Origin of the sequence: Clostridium sp. 19966, assembly GCF_032335695.1 — a bacterium.
GTDB lineage: Bacteria > Bacillota > Clostridia > Clostridiales > Clostridiaceae > JACTOJ01.
In genome coordinates this window covers 202,212-223,105 of the sequence record NZ_JACTOJ010000001.1, presented here as the reverse complement: position 1 = coordinate 223,105, position 20,894 = coordinate 202,212, and the positions used below count along the sequence as shown (strand labels likewise).

The 20,894-nt window shown below is 31.2% G+C and carries 17 protein-coding genes, 1 tRNA gene and 1 pseudogene; 6 read left to right on the top strand and 13 right to left on the bottom strand.

Translation table 11 applies throughout. The features are described from left to right. Window positions 1–175: 175 nt before the first annotated feature. Entirely contained in the window at window positions 176–772 is a 597-nt protein-coding gene (locus IAI10_RS00955; RefSeq protein ID WP_315671429.1) for an SPOCS domain-containing protein, read from the top strand. Between the two features lie 43 nt (window positions 773–815). Here IAI10_RS00955 and IAI10_RS00950 read toward each other — a convergent pair whose 3' ends face one another. From IAI10_RS00950 to IAI10_RS00940, 3 genes are read right to left on the bottom strand one after another with little or no spacing between them, the layout of a single operon-like run. Next, window positions 816–1,382, bottom strand: coding sequence for a hypothetical protein (locus tag IAI10_RS00950; RefSeq protein WP_315671428.1), 567 nt, complete (start codon window positions 1,380–1,382; stop codon window positions 816–818). Between the two features lie 46 nt (window positions 1,383–1,428). Beyond that, the gene (locus IAI10_RS00945) at window positions 1,429–1,890 is read right to left on the bottom strand and encodes a hypothetical protein (RefSeq protein WP_315671427.1); all 462 of its coding nucleotides are present in this window, start codon (window positions 1,888–1,890) and stop codon (window positions 1,429–1,431) included. Continuing rightward, window positions 1,874–3,076 (bottom strand): methyltransferase domain-containing protein, encoded by a 1,203-nt coding sequence (locus tag IAI10_RS00940; RefSeq protein ID WP_315671426.1) that lies wholly within the window; start codon window positions 3,074–3,076, stop codon window positions 1,874–1,876. The genes IAI10_RS00945 and IAI10_RS00940 overlap by 17 nt, the downstream gene beginning before the upstream one ends. A 279-nt stretch (window positions 3,077–3,355) precedes the next feature. Here IAI10_RS00940 and IAI10_RS00935 point away from each other — a divergent pair, with 279 nt between their 5' ends. Continuing rightward, window positions 3,356–7,429 carry a 5'-nucleotidase C-terminal domain-containing protein gene (locus tag IAI10_RS00935; protein ID WP_315671425.1) on the top strand — a complete coding sequence of 1,358 codons (4,074 nt, stop codon included), beginning with the start codon at window positions 3,356–3,358 and terminating at the stop codon, window positions 7,427–7,429. A gap of 74 nt (window positions 7,430–7,503) precedes the next feature. On the opposite strand, the gene IAI10_RS00930 is transcribed toward IAI10_RS00935, so the two are convergent. Beyond that, a complete protein-coding gene (locus IAI10_RS00930; protein ID WP_315671424.1) occupies window positions 7,504–9,513 on the bottom strand; it encodes a glycosyltransferase family 39 protein in 2,010 nt (669 codons plus the stop codon). 371 nt (window positions 9,514–9,884) lie between these two features. Here IAI10_RS00930 and IAI10_RS00925 point away from each other — a divergent pair, with 371 nt between their 5' ends. After that, entirely contained in the window at window positions 9,885–10,247 is a 363-nt protein-coding gene (locus IAI10_RS00925) for a PilZ domain-containing protein (protein ID WP_315671423.1), read from the top strand. Between the two features lie 12 nt (window positions 10,248–10,259). Here IAI10_RS00925 and IAI10_RS00920 read toward each other — a convergent pair whose 3' ends face one another. The 3 genes and pseudogenes from IAI10_RS00920 to IAI10_RS00910 form a co-directional block, all read right to left on the bottom strand. Then, the gene (locus tag IAI10_RS00920) at window positions 10,260–10,607 is read right to left on the bottom strand and encodes a DsrE family protein (RefSeq protein WP_315671422.1); all 348 of its coding nucleotides are present in this window, start codon (window positions 10,605–10,607) and stop codon (window positions 10,260–10,262) included. Between the two features lie 64 nt (window positions 10,608–10,671). Beyond that, window positions 10,672–10,920: pseudogene (locus IAI10_RS00915) on the bottom strand (ASCH domain-containing protein); the annotation flags it as partial. 239 nt (window positions 10,921–11,159) lie between these two features. Beyond that, window positions 11,160–11,705, bottom strand: coding sequence for a cysteine hydrolase family protein (locus tag IAI10_RS00910; RefSeq protein WP_315671421.1), 546 nt, complete (start codon window positions 11,703–11,705; stop codon window positions 11,160–11,162). 124 nt (window positions 11,706–11,829) lie between these two features. Here IAI10_RS00910 and IAI10_RS00905 point away from each other — a divergent pair, with 124 nt between their 5' ends. Further along, window positions 11,830–12,246 (top strand): Lrp/AsnC family transcriptional regulator, encoded by a 417-nt coding sequence (locus tag IAI10_RS00905; protein WP_315671420.1) that lies wholly within the window; start codon window positions 11,830–11,832, stop codon window positions 12,244–12,246. A gap of 98 nt (window positions 12,247–12,344) precedes the next feature. On the opposite strand, the gene IAI10_RS00900 is transcribed toward IAI10_RS00905, so the two are convergent. Next, entirely contained in the window at window positions 12,345–13,346 is a 1,002-nt protein-coding gene (locus IAI10_RS00900; RefSeq protein WP_315671419.1) for a GGGtGRT protein, read from the bottom strand. Window positions 13,347–13,367: 21 nt separating this feature from the next. After that, window positions 13,368–14,060 (bottom strand): hypothetical protein, encoded by a 693-nt coding sequence (locus tag IAI10_RS00895; RefSeq protein WP_315671418.1) that lies wholly within the window; start codon window positions 14,058–14,060, stop codon window positions 13,368–13,370. A 344-nt stretch (window positions 14,061–14,404) separates the two neighbouring features. Between IAI10_RS00895 and IAI10_RS00890 the strand changes: the two genes are divergently transcribed. Next, window positions 14,405–14,489, top strand: a tRNA-Leu gene (locus IAI10_RS00890). Between the two features lie 448 nt (window positions 14,490–14,937). Here IAI10_RS00890 and IAI10_RS00885 read toward each other — a convergent pair. Continuing rightward, window positions 14,938–15,882 (bottom strand): site-specific integrase, encoded by a 945-nt coding sequence (locus tag IAI10_RS00885; protein WP_315671417.1) that lies wholly within the window; start codon window positions 15,880–15,882, stop codon window positions 14,938–14,940. Window positions 15,883–16,958: 1,076 nt separating this feature from the next. After that, window positions 16,959–17,837, bottom strand: a complete 879-nt coding sequence (locus tag IAI10_RS00880; protein ID WP_315671416.1) for a hypothetical protein — start codon at window positions 17,835–17,837, stop codon at window positions 16,959–16,961. A gap of 524 nt (window positions 17,838–18,361) precedes the next feature. Between IAI10_RS00880 and IAI10_RS00875 the strand changes: the two genes are divergently transcribed. After that, window positions 18,362–18,976 (top strand): recombinase family protein, encoded by a 615-nt coding sequence (locus IAI10_RS00875; protein WP_315671415.1) that lies wholly within the window; start codon window positions 18,362–18,364, stop codon window positions 18,974–18,976. 160 nt (window positions 18,977–19,136) lie between these two features. On the opposite strand, the gene IAI10_RS00870 is transcribed toward IAI10_RS00875, so the two are convergent. Together IAI10_RS00870 and IAI10_RS00865 are read right to left on the bottom strand one after the other, a co-directional pair. Further along, on the bottom strand, window positions 19,137–19,865 hold the full coding sequence (locus IAI10_RS00870; protein WP_315671414.1) for a hypothetical protein: 729 nt from the start codon (window positions 19,863–19,865) through the stop codon (window positions 19,137–19,139). Between the two features lie 103 nt (window positions 19,866–19,968). Continuing rightward, window positions 19,969–20,511, bottom strand: coding sequence for a hypothetical protein (locus tag IAI10_RS00865; protein WP_315671413.1), 543 nt, complete (start codon window positions 20,509–20,511; stop codon window positions 19,969–19,971). Between the last annotated feature and the right edge of the window lie 383 nt (window positions 20,512–20,894).

Here is a 20,894-nt window from a genome sequence, read left to right as displayed (position 1 = left end):
TTTTATTTTTTGACATTCAGCAATTTTTTTTGATATAAATAACCAATATTGTTGTAACATGTTTTATTTAAACAAATATAATGTAATTAGAAATAGAAATTTAAATAAACTTATTTCTGGATACTCTTACTATATAAAATAAATTGATAAACTCATTAAAAGGAGTGTAAAAACTATGGATAATAAAGAGATATTAACTTGTGAAAAACCAGAAAAAAAGCTGCTCCAAGTTCCTGTAGTAGTAGGCTTTGGTGAGAAACAAGAATTAGTGGTTAAGGTTATTAAAGTAGCACCTCCAAGCCCTCCTATCTTCAGAATTGTAGATGTAGATAAAACTGTAGTAATCACTAATTTCGGTATAATTCCTCCGTGTAAGCCATATGGTGACAAATGGGTTGGAAAGGTAATTTTAGATGGCTATATAGATAAAAATGTACTGTATAAAACTATCTCTGACACTGAAAAAGATGCTGTAAACGGGCCAGTATTTCAATTTACTACAAGAGTAGATTTTGCGACTTTCGTAGACGTATATGCTGACGAACCATTTGACAAAGATGATAATGTAGAAATACTAGAAGCCTTTGTAGAAGGGGAAAAAGAAGAATTACTTGATCCAAATCCTGCAGAATCCTGTGGACCAGATTGGGCTGTAACTTATAATAAGTTGCTTGAAAAAATGGTTGTTAAAATAAAACTTAAAGTTACAAAAATAGAGCATATTCATGTTAAAGTAGAAAAAGATCATCATTTTGACGAAAAAGAATGTTAAATACTTTAGGCACGTTAATCAAATTAACGTGCCTAAATATTAGTCAATCTTTTTTAGCTATTTCCTTTAATGTGTCTAGATCCATATTCATCATTTCTTCTATAGAGTATTTTTCGTCATTGAATTGAAGTACATCAATTTCCTCATCCTTTTCTTCATTTTCACTTGATGTATGTTCCTCCTCTGATACCTCAGTGGATTCATTGTCGTTTTCTTCTGTTTTTTCATTATTTTCTCCAACCAAATACGAAACCTCTATAGGTGCCTCTATCTGTATCTTAGAAATGTGATTTCTTCTGTCTAGTATAAATTTACAAGCAGGTTCAAAGTTAATTTTTTCTACTGTTATGTCCTCTTCCTTAACCTCTTCACAATTTATTACATCACAAAAGCTTTTTTTAATTGTTCTTATACTATAATTATCATCTCTCCTATTGGAGTTTCTTTTGTAAAACACATATACTTGATATTCACCAAATATACCTATTTTACCCTGAGGCATTGTTTTCACAAATATATCTAAAAGCTTTGTTTTGCAATCAATTATACTGCTATATTGAAAATCAGATAATTCTAAAGTCTTTGAAAAACCTTTAGTGACTGTTGACATTTTTACTCTCCTATATTTATTATTCTATTTATATAATATAGTGAGTCTAATAAATTGTTGACATTAATTCTTCTAATTTTTTAGCTATTGCTTTTTTCATTTTACCGTGCTTTTTCTCAGTAAATTGATGTTCCTCTTTCATCCAATTTTCTTTAGGATATTTCCATACTGGATTTTTTCTAAGCTCCTCTTCCTCCCACTGATATCTAGGAAAAATATGAGCATGCAAAAATGTATCTAGATTTCCAAGAATATCATAATTGATCCTTATGGGATGACATACTTCAGTTATAGCATCTCCTATCAAAGTCATATCCAGCAAAAATTCTTTTCTTTTAATGACATCTAAATCATTTATACTGTTTACCTTTGGATATGCAAGCAGCACACAGTATCCAGGCAAAAACTGGGGGTCTCCTATAACAGCAAACCCACTTCTCATTCTTAGTAAAACTGTTGGGTTATCTCCCTTTAAAGCTGAACCTATTCTATCATTTTTCCAATCCATCATTTGACCTCCTGCTTTCGAATAATCCACTGCTTTTAGTTATTTCCATTCTTCCACATTCATTAAGCTTGTTTCTAACAAATTCCTCAAATTGAGTTTTATTATCTTTTAAGATTTCCTTAATATTTCCATGGGTAGAGAACAAATAATTAAGTAATGGTTCTGATTCATTCACTATGAGTTTGTCATCATAGTCATATCTATTGATGTCAAAAAAGTATTTTTCTAGTTGAACCTTACCATTTTCAAGTCCAAATTCTTCAGCGAGATCTTTTTCAGTAAGAAAAATTCTATCATCATATTCTTTACAAAGCTTGTCCAGTTCTTTCATATGCTCTTTCCCTACGGTTGAGCAGTAAAAATATCCTCCTGATTTTAAAACTCTTTTTATCTCGGAAAGCACCTTTTTCCTGTCACTGCAATAGAACAACATATGATTAGCTATTACCACATCAAAGCTTTCATCTTTATAAGGAAGTCTGTTTGCATCTGCTACTTCAAAAATAAATCTAGATCTATTATCCCCTAAATTATTTTTCGCATCTTCAATCATACCCCCAGATATGTCCGTCAAAACAATATTGCAACCTTTAGGTATGTAATCTATATTAGTAAGCCAAAACGTCCCTATGCCGCAGCCTAGTTCTAAAATATTCTTCCCTGCCTTTAGCTTCATTTTCCCCAGCATCCATCTAAACCACCCTGTTTTATTTGTACTGAATTTATCATGCAAGCTTATCCGTTTTATTAAATTAGAAGAATTTCTATATTGCTCTAATATATTTCTCTCCATATTTATTACTTTAATTACGTCTATTACCTTATCCCAGTCTACTTCATCTCCGCTATTAACCATTATTTCAGCTGAATTTATAGCTTTTTCTACTAGTTTCATATGATTCATCTTATTACTTATAATTTCCTTCTGCACTTTCATAGACTGCTTCAAGCTGAATTTTTTTTCGTTATCCAGCACTTCTTTTATCTCATTTAAAGAAAATCCTAAATATTTTAAAGTCAATATTTTTTGTAATCTAGCGAAATCCTCCTGAGTATACAATCTATATCCAGCCTGAGTATAATCATGAGGCTTCAATATATCCTTTTTATCATAATATCTTATGGTTCTTATAGTTACGCCAGCTTTTTCAGCGAATTCACCTGTAGTAAACAAACTATTTTTCATTATATTTTATATTCCCCCTCATAAGAAATTCTTTATTTAAATAATAATGCGTGACCTTAGGTAATGGTCAAGATATTTTTTATATTTTAGTTGCGTACTTAAATATTTTTTATGACTAAGCTCTATATTATGTAAAATAATATAATAATAATCCGTGAATAGTTAATTGCCACAAGGCTTTTTCTATATTTTAACATTTATTTAACTAGCGTCAAATCTTCAAAAAAGTAATATTATGGTACAATTTACATGAAATACTTAAAAGGGGGATGTTAAATTTTGTTTAGCTTAAAAAAATCCATCAAAAAAATATCATTACTATTAACACTACTATTAATAATCTTTAATTTTTCTACAGAATTTCCACTAAAGGTAAAAGCTTCAACTAGCGATAAAACTTTTGATTTAATTGAAATCACTGATTTTCACGGTGCTCTGGAGGATACTAGCAATCCTCCTAATCCAGTAGCCTCAGTGCTAGGAAATAGAATCAAAGCTATTAAAGCCAATAATCCAGACACAATTGTATTTGGCGGAGGAGATCTTTACCAAGGAACTGCAATTTCTAATATACTAAAAGGTGTACCAGTTCAGAAGGTGATGAGCAATATAGGCATGGAACTTACCGCATTAGGTAACCATGAATTTGATTGGGGACTGGACACAATTACAAACACTACTATGGAAAGAGCCAGCTACAATATAATTTGTGCAAATCTATATAATAAAAATTCTGATGGCTCTGCTGGTTCTAGAGTTTTCGATCCCTATAAAATTATCACAAGAGATGGAGTAAGAATAGCTTTTGTTGGAGCCATTACAAATGATACTCCAAATATAGTTATGCCTGCATATGTAAAAGATAAAATATTTACAAATGCTGCCACAGAAATCAATTCTGTAGCTAAGGATATCAAAAGCAAAAACTTGGCAGATGTTACTATAGCTGTAGTTCATGAAGGCGGAGATGTACTAGATACTATTGTAAGTAAGCTATCCAACGTAAATGCGGTATTTGGTGGCCATTCCCATACCATAGAAGAAAAGCTTGTCAATGGAATCCCTGTAATAAATTCTAATTGCAGCGGAAAAGGTTATGGAGATTTAAAAATGACTGTGGCTCCGGGTAACAAAATAAGCTTTTCCAACGTCACCTCCAGCTATGTTGCTTTAGACAATTCCAATGGCTATAAAGCTAAAAATCCAACGAGAGATGCCTCCATAGATCAAATAGTTAATGATGCAAAGACTGATATTGGTCCTACCGTTAATAAAATAATCGGCAGCATAAATTCTGACATAAATAGATCTCAGGATCAGCAACCGTATGGAGAATCTCCGCTTGGAAATTGGGCCTCCGATGTTGTAAAAAAATACACAAAAGCAGACATAGGAATTGCCAATAATGGAGGCCTAAGAACGGACTTTAGCAAAGGAGCTATAACCGTTGGTCAGATTTATGCTTTTATGCCCTTTGATAATGAAATCGACACTGTAACTGTTAACAAAAGTCAGCTAAAAAATATTTTAGAGCAAGCCGTAGGCACCTACACCGATCCTAATAATCCTAATCAGAGTATAGGCGGAAAAGGCATTCAGGTTTCAGGTATTAAATTCACTTACGATCCATCAAACCCTTACGGCAGCAAAATTTTAACTATAACAAGAGAGAATGGTGCTTCTATAGGAGACAGTGAAAGTTTAAAGCTTGCTGGACCAGATTTTATACTTACTGCTGGAGATGGCTTCACAGAATTTAATGATTCTTCTATTAAGCCTACTCTATTTGATACCCATAAACTAGTAAGAGATGCATTAATTGATGATGTTTCTGCAAATGGAACAATTAAATATGTTATGAATGACAGAATTATGCCACAAACACCATCAACACCTTCAAATCCTAGCAATCCTGCCATAACTAGTATAAAGGATGCAAGAAAGCTTACTTCCGGCACTGTAACAGTAACAGGGATAGTCACCACTGTAAGCGGAAGCAATGTGTTCATTCAGGATGCTACTGCTGGCATATGTGTTTATAACTCTAAGGCTAAGCTTACATTAAATAAAGGAGATAAAATTCAAGTCACAGCACCCATATCAGTATATAATAACCTTCTAGAGATCACTCCCCAGAAAGACAGTGATGTCACAATTATCAACCATGGTAATGCAGTTGCTGCAAAAACCATCAACATAAGTGATATCAATGAAGATTTAGAGGGACAATTAGTACAATTAAATAATGTTATTTTAGATAGCTATGATCCAGCTGGTGATTCAATAATAAAGGATAAAACAGGAAGCATAAGTATCTATAAGATTCCTGAATTAAATGGAGTTGCAGCAGGGGATACTGTAAATGTAGCAGCAGCTATCTCTCAGTATCAATCAAATTACGAATTGCTTGTGGACAATGCTTCTAACATAACAAAAGTTACTGGAAGCGGAAATCAAAGTTCTACTGCAACTATATCCGTGTTGGCTACATCTGATATTCACGGAAATGTACTTAATTATGATTATGCCTCTGGAAAAGCACCCTCCAAGTCACAGGGTTTGGCTAAAGTGTATACCTACGTAAAGAGTGTCAGAGCTTCCAATCCAAATGTGATGCTTATTGATGATGGAGATACAATCCAAGGAACTCCCCTCTCTTATTATTTTGATAAAATTGATACTACTTCCGAATATCCATTAATGAAAGTAATGGGTGCTATGCATTATGATACCTGGACACTAGGCAATCATGAATTCAACTATGGTTTGGATACTTTAAACAGAATTATAAACGACGCAGATAAAGAAAATATAAACGTGCTTTCAGCAAATACTTATAAAAATGATAATACAAACTTTGTTAATCCCTATTATATTAAAACCTTTAATGTTAATGGAAAATCCATTAAAGTTGGTATATTAGGACTCACTACGAAATGCATACCAAACTGGGAAGATCCTTCTCATTATAGCGGACTTCACTTTAACGATCTAGTGTATGAGGCAGAATTATGGGTTCCAAAAGTAAGAGCTGCTGGTGCAGATGTAGTGATAGTAGCAGCTCACAGTGGTGAAGAAAGCGCTTCAGATATAATACCAGAAAACCAAGTAAAGGCCATGGCTACTCAGGTTTCTGGAATAGATGCTATTGTTGCAGGACATGTCCACAATACAGTAAATGATTTAAGCCTTAAAAATCCAGACGGAAAGATTGTCCCTGTGGTTGAACCAAACAAATGGGGAACTTATGTATCACAGATAGATATAAATATCGATGCTAACGGAAACTTCACTGGATTATCTACAAAAAACGTACAAATGACTGATAGTATCTCAGAGGATCCAGAGATAGTTAATATAATTCAGCCTTACCAAAATAAAACTTTAACTTATATTCAAACTAAACTGGGAACCTCCACTGGTGAATATAGCGGTGATGGTCAAACTATAAAGTCTACTGCCATAATGGAACTAATAAATAAAGTGCAAAAGGATGCTGCAGAAACAGAACTGTCTATAGCTGCGCCTTTAAGCTCTTCTGCTTATATTCCAAAGGGTGATGTAACCATAAAAGATATCATGTCAGTATATGTATATGAAAATTATCTGTACGGAGTAAAAATGACCGGTAAACAGCTTAAGGATTGGATGGAATACTCCGTTAGATATTACAAGCAATCAAATAATCCAAGTGATGCCATTGCAAAAGACAGCACTTTAAATGTTCCTGATTATAATTTAGATGAATTATACGGCGCTAGCTACGATGTAGATTTAACCCAGCCTGCTTGCACCATTGACCAAAATACTGGAAAAGTAACCTCTGGCAATAGAATAAAAAATTTAAAGTTCAATGGTAAATTGGTTAAAGATACAGATACTTTTACTGTAGCCATAAATGATTATAGATATAACGGCGGCGGTGGATTTATGAAAGCAGCTGGTATCAGCAGCACAGATTCAAGCATAGTAACTTATAGTTCTGCAAAAGCCTTAGGTGATGATGGTCAAGTTAGGAGCTTAATGATGAACTATATTAAAGCTAATAAAGTAATAACCCCAGTATGTTCAAACAACTGGAAACTTTATACCACCACTGTAGCTCAAGAGGCAGATAGTACTACAGTTATACCAGCTCCAGTTATTGTATCTCCAGTTTCTGATAGTACAGCTAACAATCAAACCTCCTCAACTCCAGCTAGCAAAACTTATAATGAAGATCAAAAACTACCTAAGACTGGTGCTTTGATAGACCAATCAGTATTAACTGATATTGGTAGTCTAAGTTTATTGATAGGAATATTATTGTTTGGTTACGACATAATGAAAAGGAAAAAGCTAAATAAAGGCTGATTGAAATTTTGTTTCAAATGAAATAATAATTAATGGCTTAAAACACAACATGCTTTAAGCCATTTTTTCATACTTTATTCTATATTGGATAAATCATATATTCTTATAGAGTTTGCTATATTAGAAGAGTTTCTTTCCTTGCTATTACTATTTTTAGAATTTAATTCACCGTCAGAAACAATTTTCCCATTTTGTTCAATCCAATTTATAATTTGTGAATTGCCTCCGCCTCCACTGCGCATACCTCCAGAAGAAGCACTTGCTCCACTTATAAGCGCATATCTAAGCTGACCTGAACTGACAACTTGTTTAAACTTATCCAATGTTATTATTTTGTCATTACCGCTATACCCTCCAATAGTCATCACTGGTTCCCCTGTTTTTAGTATTAAATCAGATGCATAGGTCATTGCTGACGGAACTGCAGCCAGATACTTAGATCCATTTCTATTTTCCTCCAAAAATCCTATCAGTTTTGAATCTATTTTTTCGTTAGAAAATGTATTTCTATTCTGTTTATTAGAAACAAGTTCCAAGCCTGCTGATGGGCTGCTTCCATTCATAGGATAAAATACAGTTGTAGCCGACCAAATTAAAGATGGAAGCAGCATTCCAATCAGTGCTGTTATGATAAATGTTTTATTAATCTTTTTATATTTGTTTCCAATAGCTAAGTTAATAATTATAAATACAGCTGCTGCTAAACATAAAATAACAGTCAATATAAAAGTTATTTTATAAGCCATAGATGTATTGTACTTAGTACTCAGAATATTTATTTCTACTAAACCATTTATAAGCAGTGACACTGGCAAAATAAACTTTTTCCAGGATTCTTCTCTGTAAAACTTAAGCATAGCAGCAAAACCAATGCCTGAAAGAGCAGAAATAGCCGGTGCCATTGTAGTCATGTAATAAGTATGAGTTATACTCCTTGAAAAACTAAAATATATAAATTCCGTGGCAAGCCAAATTCCCCAAAACACTAAGGATATTTTTCTACTGCTATCAAAAGGTCTTTTTAATTTTTCTTGCAGAGCTGCCACTATAAATCCAATGATAGAGAAGGTAAGAAGCCATCCTATTTGATCAGATAAATTATTATAGTAGAACAATCTATTAATGCCTGGAGTAGAATTATTGTTACTAACAGGCCCCCTAACCATAGAAAAATCATTTCTATTTCTATCAAAATTACCTTTTTCATCAAAACTTAATTTATAAACATTATTTCTATTTTTTGATTTATCAGGTTGTTTCTGCTGATTTACGGCTCCTTTTGCTTCACTTGTCTTTATACCTACTCTTTCTAGTCCATTATGGCCTATGATAAGCTGCATAACAGAGTTGTCGGTACTACTTCCTACGAAGGGTCTTTGGCTTTTAGGAACTAAATCAACTATTATAGCCCAAGATAATGATATTATAATCAGTACTAGAGCTCCTGCAGCAAGATGCTTTATTCTTGTTTTTAGGTTAAATCTATTATAAAGCAAATAAGCTATATAAATAGCTGGAACGATCATGTAAGCTTCCACCATCTTAACATTAAAGCCTATGCCTACAAACACCAAGCTAATCATAAAATATTTAAAAGTTTTCTCCTCCGTAGCTTTTAAAATAGCCCAAGCTGCCAGCATTAAAAATAAAACCAGCATATTATCTATAGTATTATTTCTGCTTGCTGCTACAAATATTGGAGTTATAGATAATATTAACGCGGAAAATAATCCAGCAATATTGCCGAAGTACTTTTTAACAATCCTATACATTATCCATACTGACAATACCCCAGCGGCGGCCTGAGGAAGTATAACACTTAATCCGCTAAATCCAAATATTTTCGCAGATATTGTTTGAATCCAGAATCCTACAGGTGGTTTATCAATGGTAACAAATCCAGAAGGGTCTGAAGATACAAAAAAGAAATTTTTTAAATTCATCAACATGCTCTTTACTCCTGCCGAGTAATAGGTATTAGCATAATTCTCAATGCCTAAATTAGCAAAATTCAACATAGCCGATAGTAATAAAATTAATATTATTCCTATATTTTGCTTTAAGATCAATGATTTCTCTCTCAAAATAATACCTCCTACCATAATGAAATTTTTACTATTCTATTATTGTTGACATATTTTTTTGTATTTAGCACTATAAAAATAATTCTGTTTAGTGTAATTTGAGTGTTGGATTTATTAATAATGTGTAAACTTATTTTATACTGCAAATAGAACTCTTAATGCTTTCCTAAAATAATACGATTTTTTAATAAAAATACGACAATTCATCATTACTTTTATAGATTTTTGAGTTATAATATTCCATATGGTTAAATTTACATTTTTGGTAGACCTATAGAAAGGGCATTTTCAATGGATATAAAAGAGAATAAAATTTTTTTAAGCAAAAGAAGGTTTTTCAGAGTATATGTTGATGTGCCGATTTCACAGAAGTGTCAATTGTAGAATTAGATAATAGAGAAGTTAAAACAAGTACAAGCTTTATATGTGTTAAAGATATTGGAATTGGAGGCCTAAGATTTTCATCAAAATTGAAGTTTCCAATGGGAGATAGTATAGTCTACCAATTTAAGATTCCTATTTTACATAAAAGATACTTTATTAAAGGTAACATAGTATGGAAAAAAGAACAAGAAAATAACGAAATTCATTATGGAGTAAATTTTATTATTGATAAGTGCGATAATTGTAACTACTTCACACTATTTAATAACTTAGAATTAATCATAAAGCGTAACTCAAAAAATCACGGCTGCAAATTCTGCGACCTTAATCAATGTCCTAACAAGCTTTAATCAATTTGGGAATTAAGGCTTTATATAAGCATATCCTTGGTTTTGCTTAATTACAAGCTCTAAAGCTCCAGCTGGAACTATGTCTATAAATTTCATTAGTTCCTCTTTTTTTATGTTATTTGAATTTAATGCATTATTACAGGCTACAAACTTAACTCCCTTCTCACTTAACTCCTGCATGGATGCTAATATCTTTTTATCACTATCTAAAATACAGCCCTTAACAGCCTCTCCATTTGCTAACACCTCAATATCCACTTTTTCAATATCTACCGCGTTTAACAAATTAGAAACATTTTTTAATACTATCCCCCATTTGTGTAGTTCATCTACATGGAATATAGCTTTTATTTCATCCATTTTATTTTCTCCTTTCATTATTTAGTGTACAATGCACCAAACTTGCCATTGCTATGTTTTAAATCTATTTATAGATAACTTCAAATTCTTCGAATACTACCAAGGAATCAGAAGCAAATTGCATTCCTAATTCTCTTAACTCTGCTGTAAAAAAATCTATATGCACTTTTTGCCAATATTCTAGGGTTTTATCTCCCTCTCCTTCTATCTCAGCTAATTCTTCATCTACTTCATTAAAAGGAAGCACTGTTACTTTTTTAGTTTTTATTATGCATTCTGCAATTCCGTCCCAATTTGTAATGATGCTATAGCTCCCAACCTTAGGGAGTTACTCGTTTTCCACTTGATATAAATAATAAAGAGAAGTGGCTCCCTTTTTGTAGAATTTATAATTACATTATACATAAATTCTCACAATAAATGCACTATTTTAGGTAAGATTAATATAAATCATTTGAGCAAAGTGTATTTTTAATTAAAAATAAAGGCTTAGCATTTAATATTGATGATAATATTAAAGGTTGGCCTTCTGAACCAATTATATTTTTTCACTTAACTGTTATTTGATTTCATCCATTCATCACTACTTATTACATCACTAAATTTTAAACTTTGAGTAATTAAAGTAACTTTATGGAGTTCCTCACTGCTTACAACACCAACTTTATTATTTACATCGATAGTTCCAGTAGCATCTGATAAAAATTCAACATAGTATCCTTTATGAAATGCTTCTCTGGATGTTGTATCACAGCACATTTGAGTCATATATCCTGAAATAACCACTCCTGTTATATTTTCTTTTTTCAATATTTCTTCCAAATTAGTTTCATAAAAACTGCTTGGTTTAGTTTTCTCAATAAGATAGTCATAAGATTTTTCAATAATTTTTGGATGTATCTGCCACTCATTTGAATTTCTAATAAATGTATCTCCTGAAATACTTGCATGTTGAACAATTATAATAATCATATTATTTTTTCGTGCATGATCCATGACTTTTAGTATGTTATCAAGACTATTAATAGGATAGGTTACCTTTAATTTACCAGTAAAATATTCATTTTGGACATCAATTACAAGTAATGCTTTTTTCATTTTTATTCCACCTTACATTTAATGATTTGCTTATATTTGTTATACTAATGTTATCTTAAATTAAGGTTGAAATGTGAGAGGAATTCATTGGTTTTCCTTTAAAAATGAAAGGATTTTTTGCATTATGGTTGATGAAATAGATTTAAAAATTTTGGATATGCTAAAGATTAACTCAAAAATATCACTTAAAGAAATTGGTGAGCATATTCACTTAACTCCTCAAGGAGTATCCAATCGAATCATACGGCTTCAAGATTTAGGTATTATAACTCAGTATACTATCTGCACTAACAATTCTTTGCTTGGCAAAAATATTATTGCATTTATTACTATTTTCATGAAAACAACAAAACACGATAAATTCGTTAGGTTTATTAAAGCAAATACAATTATAACTGAGGCACATAGAATTAGTGGTGATGGATGTTATTTACTTAAAGTCGTTTGTTCCAATATGGATGAAATCAATTTATTGCTTGATAATATTATGGAATATGGTACTTACAGATTGAATTTATCTACTTCTACAATTACCGGATAATAATATAACCCTCTTTTTAAGCGAACGTAAAAAGACACGTTACATTAAATTTCTTTAATATACGTGTCTAATGTTTTTTAATTAATACAGGTCAATTACTATTTGCTCATTGCTTCTTCTATAGCAACAGCTACAGCAACAGTAGCACCAACCATTGGATTGTTACCCATTCCTATAAGACCCATCATTTCAACGTGAGCTGGAACTGATGAAGATCCTGCGAACTGAGCATCTGAATGCATTCTTCCCATTGTATCAGTCATACCATAAGAAGCTGGACCTGCAGCCATGTTATCTGGGTGAAGAGTTCTTCCAGTACCACCACCAGATGCTACTGAGAAGTATTTCTTTCCTTGATCATTACATTCTTTCTTGTATGTACCTGCAACTGGATGCTGGAATCTAGTTGGGTTAGTTGAGTTTCCAGTTATTGAAACATCAACGCCTTCCTTGTGCATTATAGCAACGCCTTCTCTAACATCGTCAGCGCCGTAGCATCTAACTTTAGCTCTTTCTCCGTTGGAGTAAGCTGTTTCTTTAACTATTTTAAGTTCTCCAGTATAGTAATCAAACTGAGTCTGAACATAAGTAAATCCGTTGATTCTAGAGATTACCATTGCAGCATCTTTTCCAAGTCCGTTAAGTATAACTCTTAATGGCTCTTTTCTTACTCTGTTTGCTGATTTAGCAAGTCCGATTGCACCTTCAGCAGCAGCGAAAGATTCATGTCCTGCAAGGAATGCGAAACACTTAGTTTCTTCTCTTAAAAGCATTGCAGCAAGATTTCCATGTCCTAAACCAACTTTTCTGTCATCTGCAACAGAACCTGGTATACAGAAAGACTGTAAGCCTTCTCCTATTGCTTCAGCAGCTTCAGCAGCCTTTGTACAGCCCTTCTTTATTGCTATTGCAGCACCTACAGTGTAAGCCCAGCAAGCATTTTCGAAGCATATCTGCTGAATTCCTTTAACCATATTATAAACATCTATACCTTTTTCATCACAAACAGCCTTAGCTTCTTCTATTGAATTTATGCCATACTTCTGTAATGCTGGTATGATTTGATTAATTCTTCTTTCATAACTTTCAAATAATGCCATAATTAACTCTTCCTCCTTCTCTTATTCGTGCCTTGGGTCGATTAACTTAGCAGCTTCAACAAATCTACCATAAGTACCAGTAGCATTCTTTATTGCTTCGTTAGCATCAACACCCTTTTTAAGAGCATCCATAACTTTACCAAGGGATATAAATTCATATCCTATAACTTGTCCATCATTGTCTAAAGCTATTCTGTTTACATAGCCTTCAGCCATTTCAAGATATCTAGTTCCCTTAGCCTTAGTTCCGTACATAGTACCAACCTGGCTTCTAAGTCCTTTTCCTAAATCCTCAAGACCTGCTCCTATTGGTAATCCACCTTCTGAGAAAGCACTCTGAGTTCTTCCGTATACTATCTGTAAGAATAATTCTCTCATTGCTGTATTTATAGCATCACAAACTAAGTCTGTGTTTAATGCTTCAAGTATAGTCTTTCCAGGAAGTATTTCTGAAGCCATTGCAGCTGAATGTGTCATTCCTGAACATCCAATTGTCTCAACTAGAGCCTCTTCAATAACACCTTCCTTTACATTTAATGTAAGCTTACAAGCACCCTGCTGTGGAGCACACCAGCCCACTCCGTGTGTTAAGCCTGATATATCCTTTATTTCTTTAGCTTGTACCCATTTTCCTTCTTCAGGAATTGGTGCTGGTCCATGGTTTGGTCCTTTAGCTACACATACCATTTGTTCAACTTCATGTGAATAGATCATAATTCAATCTCCTTCCTATATTTCTTTTACATAATTTATATTGCCTCGCTTGGACTAAAATAGTCCCGCTGGGTCATATGTAAACCGAGTTCAAATCTATTTTAACAAATATACTTGAAAGTAACAATACGTTTGCGACAAAATTTGCTTATTTATCTTCTATTTACTTTCTAGAAATATATTCCACAGAAAATAAAGTATAAAAAATTATTGACATATTATCCCCATCATGATATTATATCAATGTTCCCGCCGAAGTGGTGGAACTGGCAGACGCGCTGGACTCAAAATCGTGTTTACAAGCCACACAAAATATTATAAAATTATTGTATATTTATTAATATGCTGATGTGGCGGAACGGCAGACGCATCGCACTCAAAATGCGACGACCACAAATCGTGAGGGTTCGAGTCCCTCCATCAGCACCAAATGAAAAGTGTATAAAAATACACTTTTTTTATTTTTCTGCATGTTTATAAAAAATATAGTCGTACGCATATTTTTTTCTATCATTTTTTAAATTTTTTATAAAAAACTTGCTTTTTATTTTTATTTAAAATATTCTAATGTTAGTTTCTTATTCATATTATCTTTTTTAAAAAATTTCTTAATTGAAAGGCACTTTTGCAGAAATGCAAGGTGCTTTTTTATTTCCACCCAAAAGCCATTAAATTTTTTTATCAAAAAATTGAACGACTTTTAGGCGGGCTGAAATTGTTTTTCATTGGCTTGTATTAATACAAATTGACCCAAATTAATTTCTATTAATTTATATTAATAGAATCCTAAACCCTTGATTTTACTATGTTTTAGAACGTTTTTAAAAATGCTTAAATCGTATTTACAGCAAAAAATAGCAGTAAAAACTGCTATTTTCTATAAATTTTTGATATATGCTTGTGCAATATCCTTGCGATTTTCTCCATGCCCAAGGAAATTACTAACCTTATCTATTGCTTCTTTTTTATTATAACCTTCGCTTATAAATTGTTCGTATTTTTCTGTTGCTACCATCTTGCGAATTGCATGTATTCCAGATTTCGCATCGCTATACTTATTTAATTTTAATTCTTCGGAAGAACAAGCACGATTAAGCCATCTATCTATAGATTCGGCTTTTATGCCTACTATATGGTCGGTTGGGTTTGTTAATCCTCTTTCTTGTACAATTTCTTTTATTCTATCCATTTGTTCTTGTGTTACTTCTATATCTCTTGACTTTCCACCCTTGGATTCGTGAATGTGTATTGTATTATTACTAAAGTTAATATCCCTTAATTGTAATTTTTCTAATTCACTTGCACGAAATCCACAAATTCCTGCAAGTTCCACAGCAATCGGTGCAAGGCTTTTGCTATCTTTCCCAAATTCTAATATTCGGTTAAAATCTGACCTTTCCATGAATACGTTCCTTATTTTACCTTCCATGCTTATATTACTTTGAGGAGCAACAATATTACCCCTCCAATGTACATCTGCAGTTTCAAATGTTTTATTAACAAGAATTTCAATTTTATTTAGTCTGCTTACATAATTCTCTAAAGAATTTCGATTGCAGGTGTCGGCTTTACTTTTCAAAAAATCTTGAATATTACTTGCTGTTATATCTTTTATTTGCTTTGTACCAAAATTCTCTTTACAGAAAACAGCCAATTGCGAAGATATATCTATCAAACTCTTTCTTTCCGCATAAGACCAAACACGTCCCATAGTGTCCTCAGTTCCGCTGTGCTGTCCTCCTTTAGCAGAATGTTTATCAGAGCCACTTTCATTAAAATTTCTATCTATACAAGTTAAAAACTGATGTTTAAGACTAGCCATAATATCACAACCTTTCTAATTTTATTTGCGACATATATTGTCGACACAATTTCACCCCCTTAATTTCTTTATTTATATCTTTATTTATTTAAAATTTATCAATATTCAATCAAAATTCGTTATAAATAATTAAATATAGGCATTTAGCCTAATTTAATTATTAAAAACTACGTTTTTATTGTTTTTACTCCTTTTTATTATAGAAAATATATCTATTAACACGCACTATACGGGATTAACACACTTGTTCACTATCGTGTCCAAGCGTTAATCCCGATAGTAGATATATGTATTATTTTTTTAGAGTGCCTTTCAGCACCCTTGAAAATCCCTTTGCCTTCGGCAAGGGATTTCTCCCAAGCCATAGCCTCTTCAACACACTTTAAGTTAAGACTACACCACTAATCTTACGATTTAGTAAATACGCTAAGATTAGTAAAAAAGCACATTTTATAAGCAAGTATGTTATTGCAACTTATAAACATGCAACCCACACCAAAACGGTGTAAAAATACCAACTCTATATAGAGTTAAAAAATAGTTTAGTAATAAAGTAATAATAGTTTAGTTCTTTGCAATTTAAAAAATCTCCAAATCTTATAATAAAAGTTGATAATTTAAAATCCTCCATTGTTCTTAAAAAGTTATAGTCTAAAAATCTCCAAGTTATATTAAAAAGTTATAAATAAAAATATCTCCAAGTAGTATATAAAAAAGTTAAAGTAAAATAAAAATATCTCCAAGTAATATAAAAAATAAAATATAAAAAAACTCTTGCATAATATAAATAATGGTATACATACATGTAAATATTAATAAATCAGTTTTTCAAGTTTTTCTTTTCATTATTAAAGAAATAAAGAAGAAATAAAGTAAAATAAAAAAAGCTTGGCTTTTTTTATTTATAAAGAAGGGGAGAAAGATATATTTAACAACAGCATAGCAACGCAGAGCGTTGCTGATGGTGTAAGGAAGAATTGGCTTTTTTTGTTCCAATATGCTTTATTTTCTTTTTAACCTCTATATAGCAAAATGAAGTCAATTTATGCATTAAAAAAAGCAAGTATGAAACTTGCTTATTTAATAATTATATCTAACATTTGACTTTGTTGTTGCTCTTGGAATTGTTGCATATTTTCTTGTAACTCTTGTTGCTGTTCCATTTGCAATTGTGTATTAAGCATAAAATCTTCTTGCATATTTATATGCTCTTCCTCTTGTTGCGTAAAATCCGTTGTTACTTCTAGTTTATTTTCCATTAATTCTAACTGCATAATATAATCTTCTGTCCAATCCTTTTCGTTTGCCATATCGTAAGATGGCTCATTTTCATTAGTTTTAGTTTCGTATTTATCGCTATCAAATTTATCTAAAAAATTAGATTGACCATCTAAAAAATCGAATTGTTTTTCAAGAGTTTCTATAGGATGTAAGGTTTCATTTATTTTATTACTTGCGGTATTTATCGCTGAATCGATTGGGTGCATTAGGTTATCCATCGTATCTGTAAGAGTATTTGCAAGAAATTCTGTTACTATATCATTAAATCCAAACCCATCCTCCCCAGGTTTTGAAATAAAGTCATAACCCTCATCAGACCTAAAAAAGATTAGATTATCATTACCGAATAGGTTATTCATTATTTTTGTACCAAAATCTGTTGGTTCACTTGGTTTAAAATCTTCCATACCTCCTAACCCTTGTGCTTTATCAAATATTTCTTCTTTTGTCATTCCTTCCGTAGAAAAATTATTGTCTTTAAGAAAATCTTTGAGCATATCAAATTTTTCGGCTACTACTGCTGTAGTTGTTGCATCTGCTGTTGCAACTTTTACTAATAATGCAAGAAGTGGATTAGCACTACTTTGTCTAACAGGTATTAAACAAGCAGTAAATATTATAGTAAATGTAGTTGTTAATAAAATGTTTTTAATTATTTTATGTTTCTTATTCATGTTATCAGCCTCCTTTATTACTTTTATTACTTTTTTAAAATAATAATAATAAAAGGATAACTTTTCAAATCTTTCTTAAAAAGAAAAGAAGTAGTGCTTTTACACTACCTCTTTTCTAAAGTCTTTTTTAATACTTATGATTGGGATTATTACTCCCTTGTTGCAAGTTTTACTCGAATAGATACTTAATTAATTGTTAAATTATCCTTTTGTACGTACATATAAATAAAACTCTATTAATATAAAAAATTTATAAATACTCTTACATTCGTATTAATTATATCTCCTTGCAAATAATATAGCAAATTATGGAAACAACATCAACAGTTTATAATGTTTATAATAGATATTTTATTGATTTTGTCTATTCCGCAAAAGTAAACTCAAGCGAACTATTAATTTATACCTTTTTTGCTATTGTTTTTGCTATAAAAAATAACGTTATTTTTTCCGTAAAAAAAGTTGAAGTTTTACGGAAGATGTGGTTCAATTGGATTCAATAAAATTGAAAGGAAGTGATACTTATGGAAAATAATATCTATGGATACATACGAATCAGTACAAACGATGGGAGTCAGAAAATTGACAGGCAGGTGGATGCTCTATTAAAATATGTAAAACAAGAAAATCTTTTTATCGACCGCATGAGTGGTAAAGATTTTAATAGGGAAAATTACCAAATCTTAAAGAGGATAGCAAAGAAAAATGATGTCGTTTATGTTAAATCTTTAGACCGTATGGGAAGAAACAAGACGCAGACTAAAGAGGAATTAGAATACTTTAGAAAACAAGGTATAAAGATTAAAGTATTAGATATTCCTACAACAATGCAGGATTTCTCCCAAGGTCAAGAATGGTTATTTGACATGGTTAATAATATTTTAATAGAAGTTTATACAACCATAAGCGAAAATGAACGCAGGACTATTCGTGAAAGGCAAAAAGAGGGGTACGATGCATGTAAGGCTAGAGGGCAAAAGTTCGGCAGACCACAGGCTCAAAAGCCAAAGTCGTGGGATAAATATTATAAGTTATATATAGATGGGAAGATAACAAGTACAGAATTTATGCGTTTAGTAAACCTAAAAAAAACTACATTTTATAAGTTTTTAAGCATGGAAAAAGACACTAAAAAATAGTGTCTTTTCTATTTTCTAATAAATATATTATATTTTTAAAGATTTATTTTTAATTATAAGCAATTATATATAAATAGAATTTATTATATAAGATTTATAATAAATATATTATGTTTTCAGAGCATAAAAAAAGAGATAGTTGGTTTACTATCTCTTTTACTTATTTAACTAATGTAGAAGTTGTATTTATATCTGTGGTTTCAGATGTAATTTTTGTTATAGTGCTTGGTTCAAATTTTTGCCCTTGCTCTAAATAGATTTTAAAATCTTTCATCAAATAACTTTGCAAAACATCTTCTTGTTTTACAATATTTTTCGTAGGTACTTCCCCCTCACGAGAAATAAATCTTGAAACCATATAAGTACCATCCTCATCTTGTTTTAGCCAATATTTTGTAGTTACAAGTCTATTATAAAAATATGTGGTTTTTGTTACTCTTGGTGTAGATGTAATATAGTAGTATCCGTTTCGGGGAGCAATAAAAGTAATTTGTTGCTTATCAAATTTCTCTCCTAGACTTTGGGTTATATTTCCTTCTTTCTCTCCATAAGAAAATGTCCACCTCCAGTCCTTTCCAACGGTTGACTCACGATTCTTAGTGGCTTGATTATCTGTAATAACAAGTCTATCGCTATCATCAATCCAAGAAATACTACTATTAACTTTATCCCATAAAATTTTATCATACCATTGTGTAGTTGGTGGCTTAGGCTTTGGAATAGATGGCTTATTATTACTTCCGCCACTATTACTATTTCCCCCTGTATTAGCATCATTTCCATCAAGGACTTTGCCGTTTCCAACTGCATACACATTTACATTTGTATTTATAACACAGAAACTTATTATTAAAAATAAGATTACTAAAAATTTATATTTCTTATTCATTGTTATCGCCCCCTTGTATATTTTTATTATAAGAAAATAATATTTAAGAAAGAATTGTTTTTCAACTTTTTTTGCATAAAAAAATAAGTGTGTTTAAACACACTTACTTTATATCAAATGCATAACTTTTTACTAACCATCCGTTATCTTCTTTTACAAGTGTTGCAGATATTTTTACATTGTCTACGGAATTGGAATAGTCTTTTCCGTTTTCCGTATAGGATTTAACGTTTTGTTTTGCAGTAAATATAACATCAATTACATTTTCACTTTTTTGCTCTATGGAATCTATAGTTATACTTTCTACGTTGGCGATTCCTTTATTTTTTTTAATTCTGTTACATTGGTCTACAAAACTTTGCTCTACCTCTAATTTTTGTGAATCTTGTGTTTCAAAATTCTTTATTTTCTTGTAGTCATCAACTGTATATGTTGTATAGTCAAAAGTTAATCCGCTTCTTGCAAAATTCAATAGTAATGGTTGCAATTCTTTTTTAAGAGCCTCCTGCTTATCTTCAACCTTTTGTGTTTCCACTTGTGTAGTTGTAGTATTTACTGCTTTTTTAGTAGTACCACAGCCTGTAAGTCCTCCAATTAGTATTATAATTAAACTTGCTATCATAAGTATTTTTAGTTTCTTGTTCATGTTATCAGCCCCCTTTAATATATAAAATTATGTATCATGGTGGTGATGTTAACATGCACAGGTTGTAAAAGCAATATTTTTTTAGAATTATTTTACAAAAGTATAATTGCTATGAAATCAATTTTAGAGTGTAAAAACATAATATATTTATTACACTTTGTAATTATATTTAGTTAATATAGAATATTTATACCTAGTTATTACTTTATAATAATTTCATTATATTTTTATTATGGAATTACAACTATATACATATATTCCAAAATCAAAAATAAATGTAAAAAACATAATATATTTATTATGCTTTATAACTATAATTAATTAATATAGAGTATTTATATGTATTAATTATTTTATGATAATTTTATTATAAATATATTGTA

What these genes read in the sequence shown, in the direction of transcription:
- IAI10_RS00905 (WP_315671420.1), top strand. Translation starts at nt 11,830, where the DNA reads ATGGTTGATGAAATAGATTTAAAAATTTTGGATATGCTAAAGATTAAC.
- IAI10_RS00950 (WP_315671428.1), bottom strand. Translation starts at nt 1,382, where the DNA reads ATGTCAACAGTCACTAAAGGTTTTTCAAAGACTTTAGAATTATCTGAT.
- IAI10_RS00955 (WP_315671429.1), top strand. Translation starts at nt 176, where the DNA reads ATGGATAATAAAGAGATATTAACTTGTGAAAAACCAGAAAAAAAGCTG.
- IAI10_RS00865 (WP_315671413.1), bottom strand. Translation starts at nt 20,511, where the DNA reads ATGAACAAGAAACTAAAAATACTTATGATAGCAAGTTTAATTATAATA.
- IAI10_RS00900 (WP_315671419.1), bottom strand. Translation starts at nt 13,346, where the DNA reads ATGGCATTATTTGAAAGTTATGAAAGAAGAATTAATCAAATCATACCA.
- IAI10_RS00920 (WP_315671422.1), bottom strand. Translation starts at nt 10,607, where the DNA reads ATGGATGAAATAAAAGCTATATTCCATGTAGATGAACTACACAAATGG.
- IAI10_RS00945 (WP_315671427.1), bottom strand. Translation starts at nt 1,890, where the DNA reads ATGGATTGGAAAAATGATAGAATAGGTTCAGCTTTAAAGGGAGATAAC.
- IAI10_RS00885 (WP_315671417.1), bottom strand. Translation starts at nt 15,882, where the DNA reads ATGGCTAGTCTTAAACATCAGTTTTTAACTTGTATAGATAGAAATTTT.
- IAI10_RS00910 (WP_315671421.1), bottom strand. Translation starts at nt 11,705, where the DNA reads ATGAAAAAAGCATTACTTGTAATTGATGTCCAAAATGAATATTTTACT.
- IAI10_RS00895 (WP_315671418.1), bottom strand. Translation starts at nt 14,060, where the DNA reads ATGATCTATTCACATGAAGTTGAACAAATGGTATGTGTAGCTAAAGGA.
- IAI10_RS00940 (WP_315671426.1), bottom strand. Translation starts at nt 3,076, where the DNA reads ATGAAAAATAGTTTGTTTACTACAGGTGAATTCGCTGAAAAAGCTGGC.
- IAI10_RS00870 (WP_315671414.1), bottom strand. Translation starts at nt 19,865, where the DNA reads ATGAATAAGAAATATAAATTTTTAGTAATCTTATTTTTAATAATAAGT.
- IAI10_RS00880 (WP_315671416.1), bottom strand. Translation starts at nt 17,837, where the DNA reads ATGAATAAGAAACATAAAATAATTAAAAACATTTTATTAACAACTACA.
- IAI10_RS00875 (WP_315671415.1), top strand. Translation starts at nt 18,362, where the DNA reads ATGGAAAATAATATCTATGGATACATACGAATCAGTACAAACGATGGG.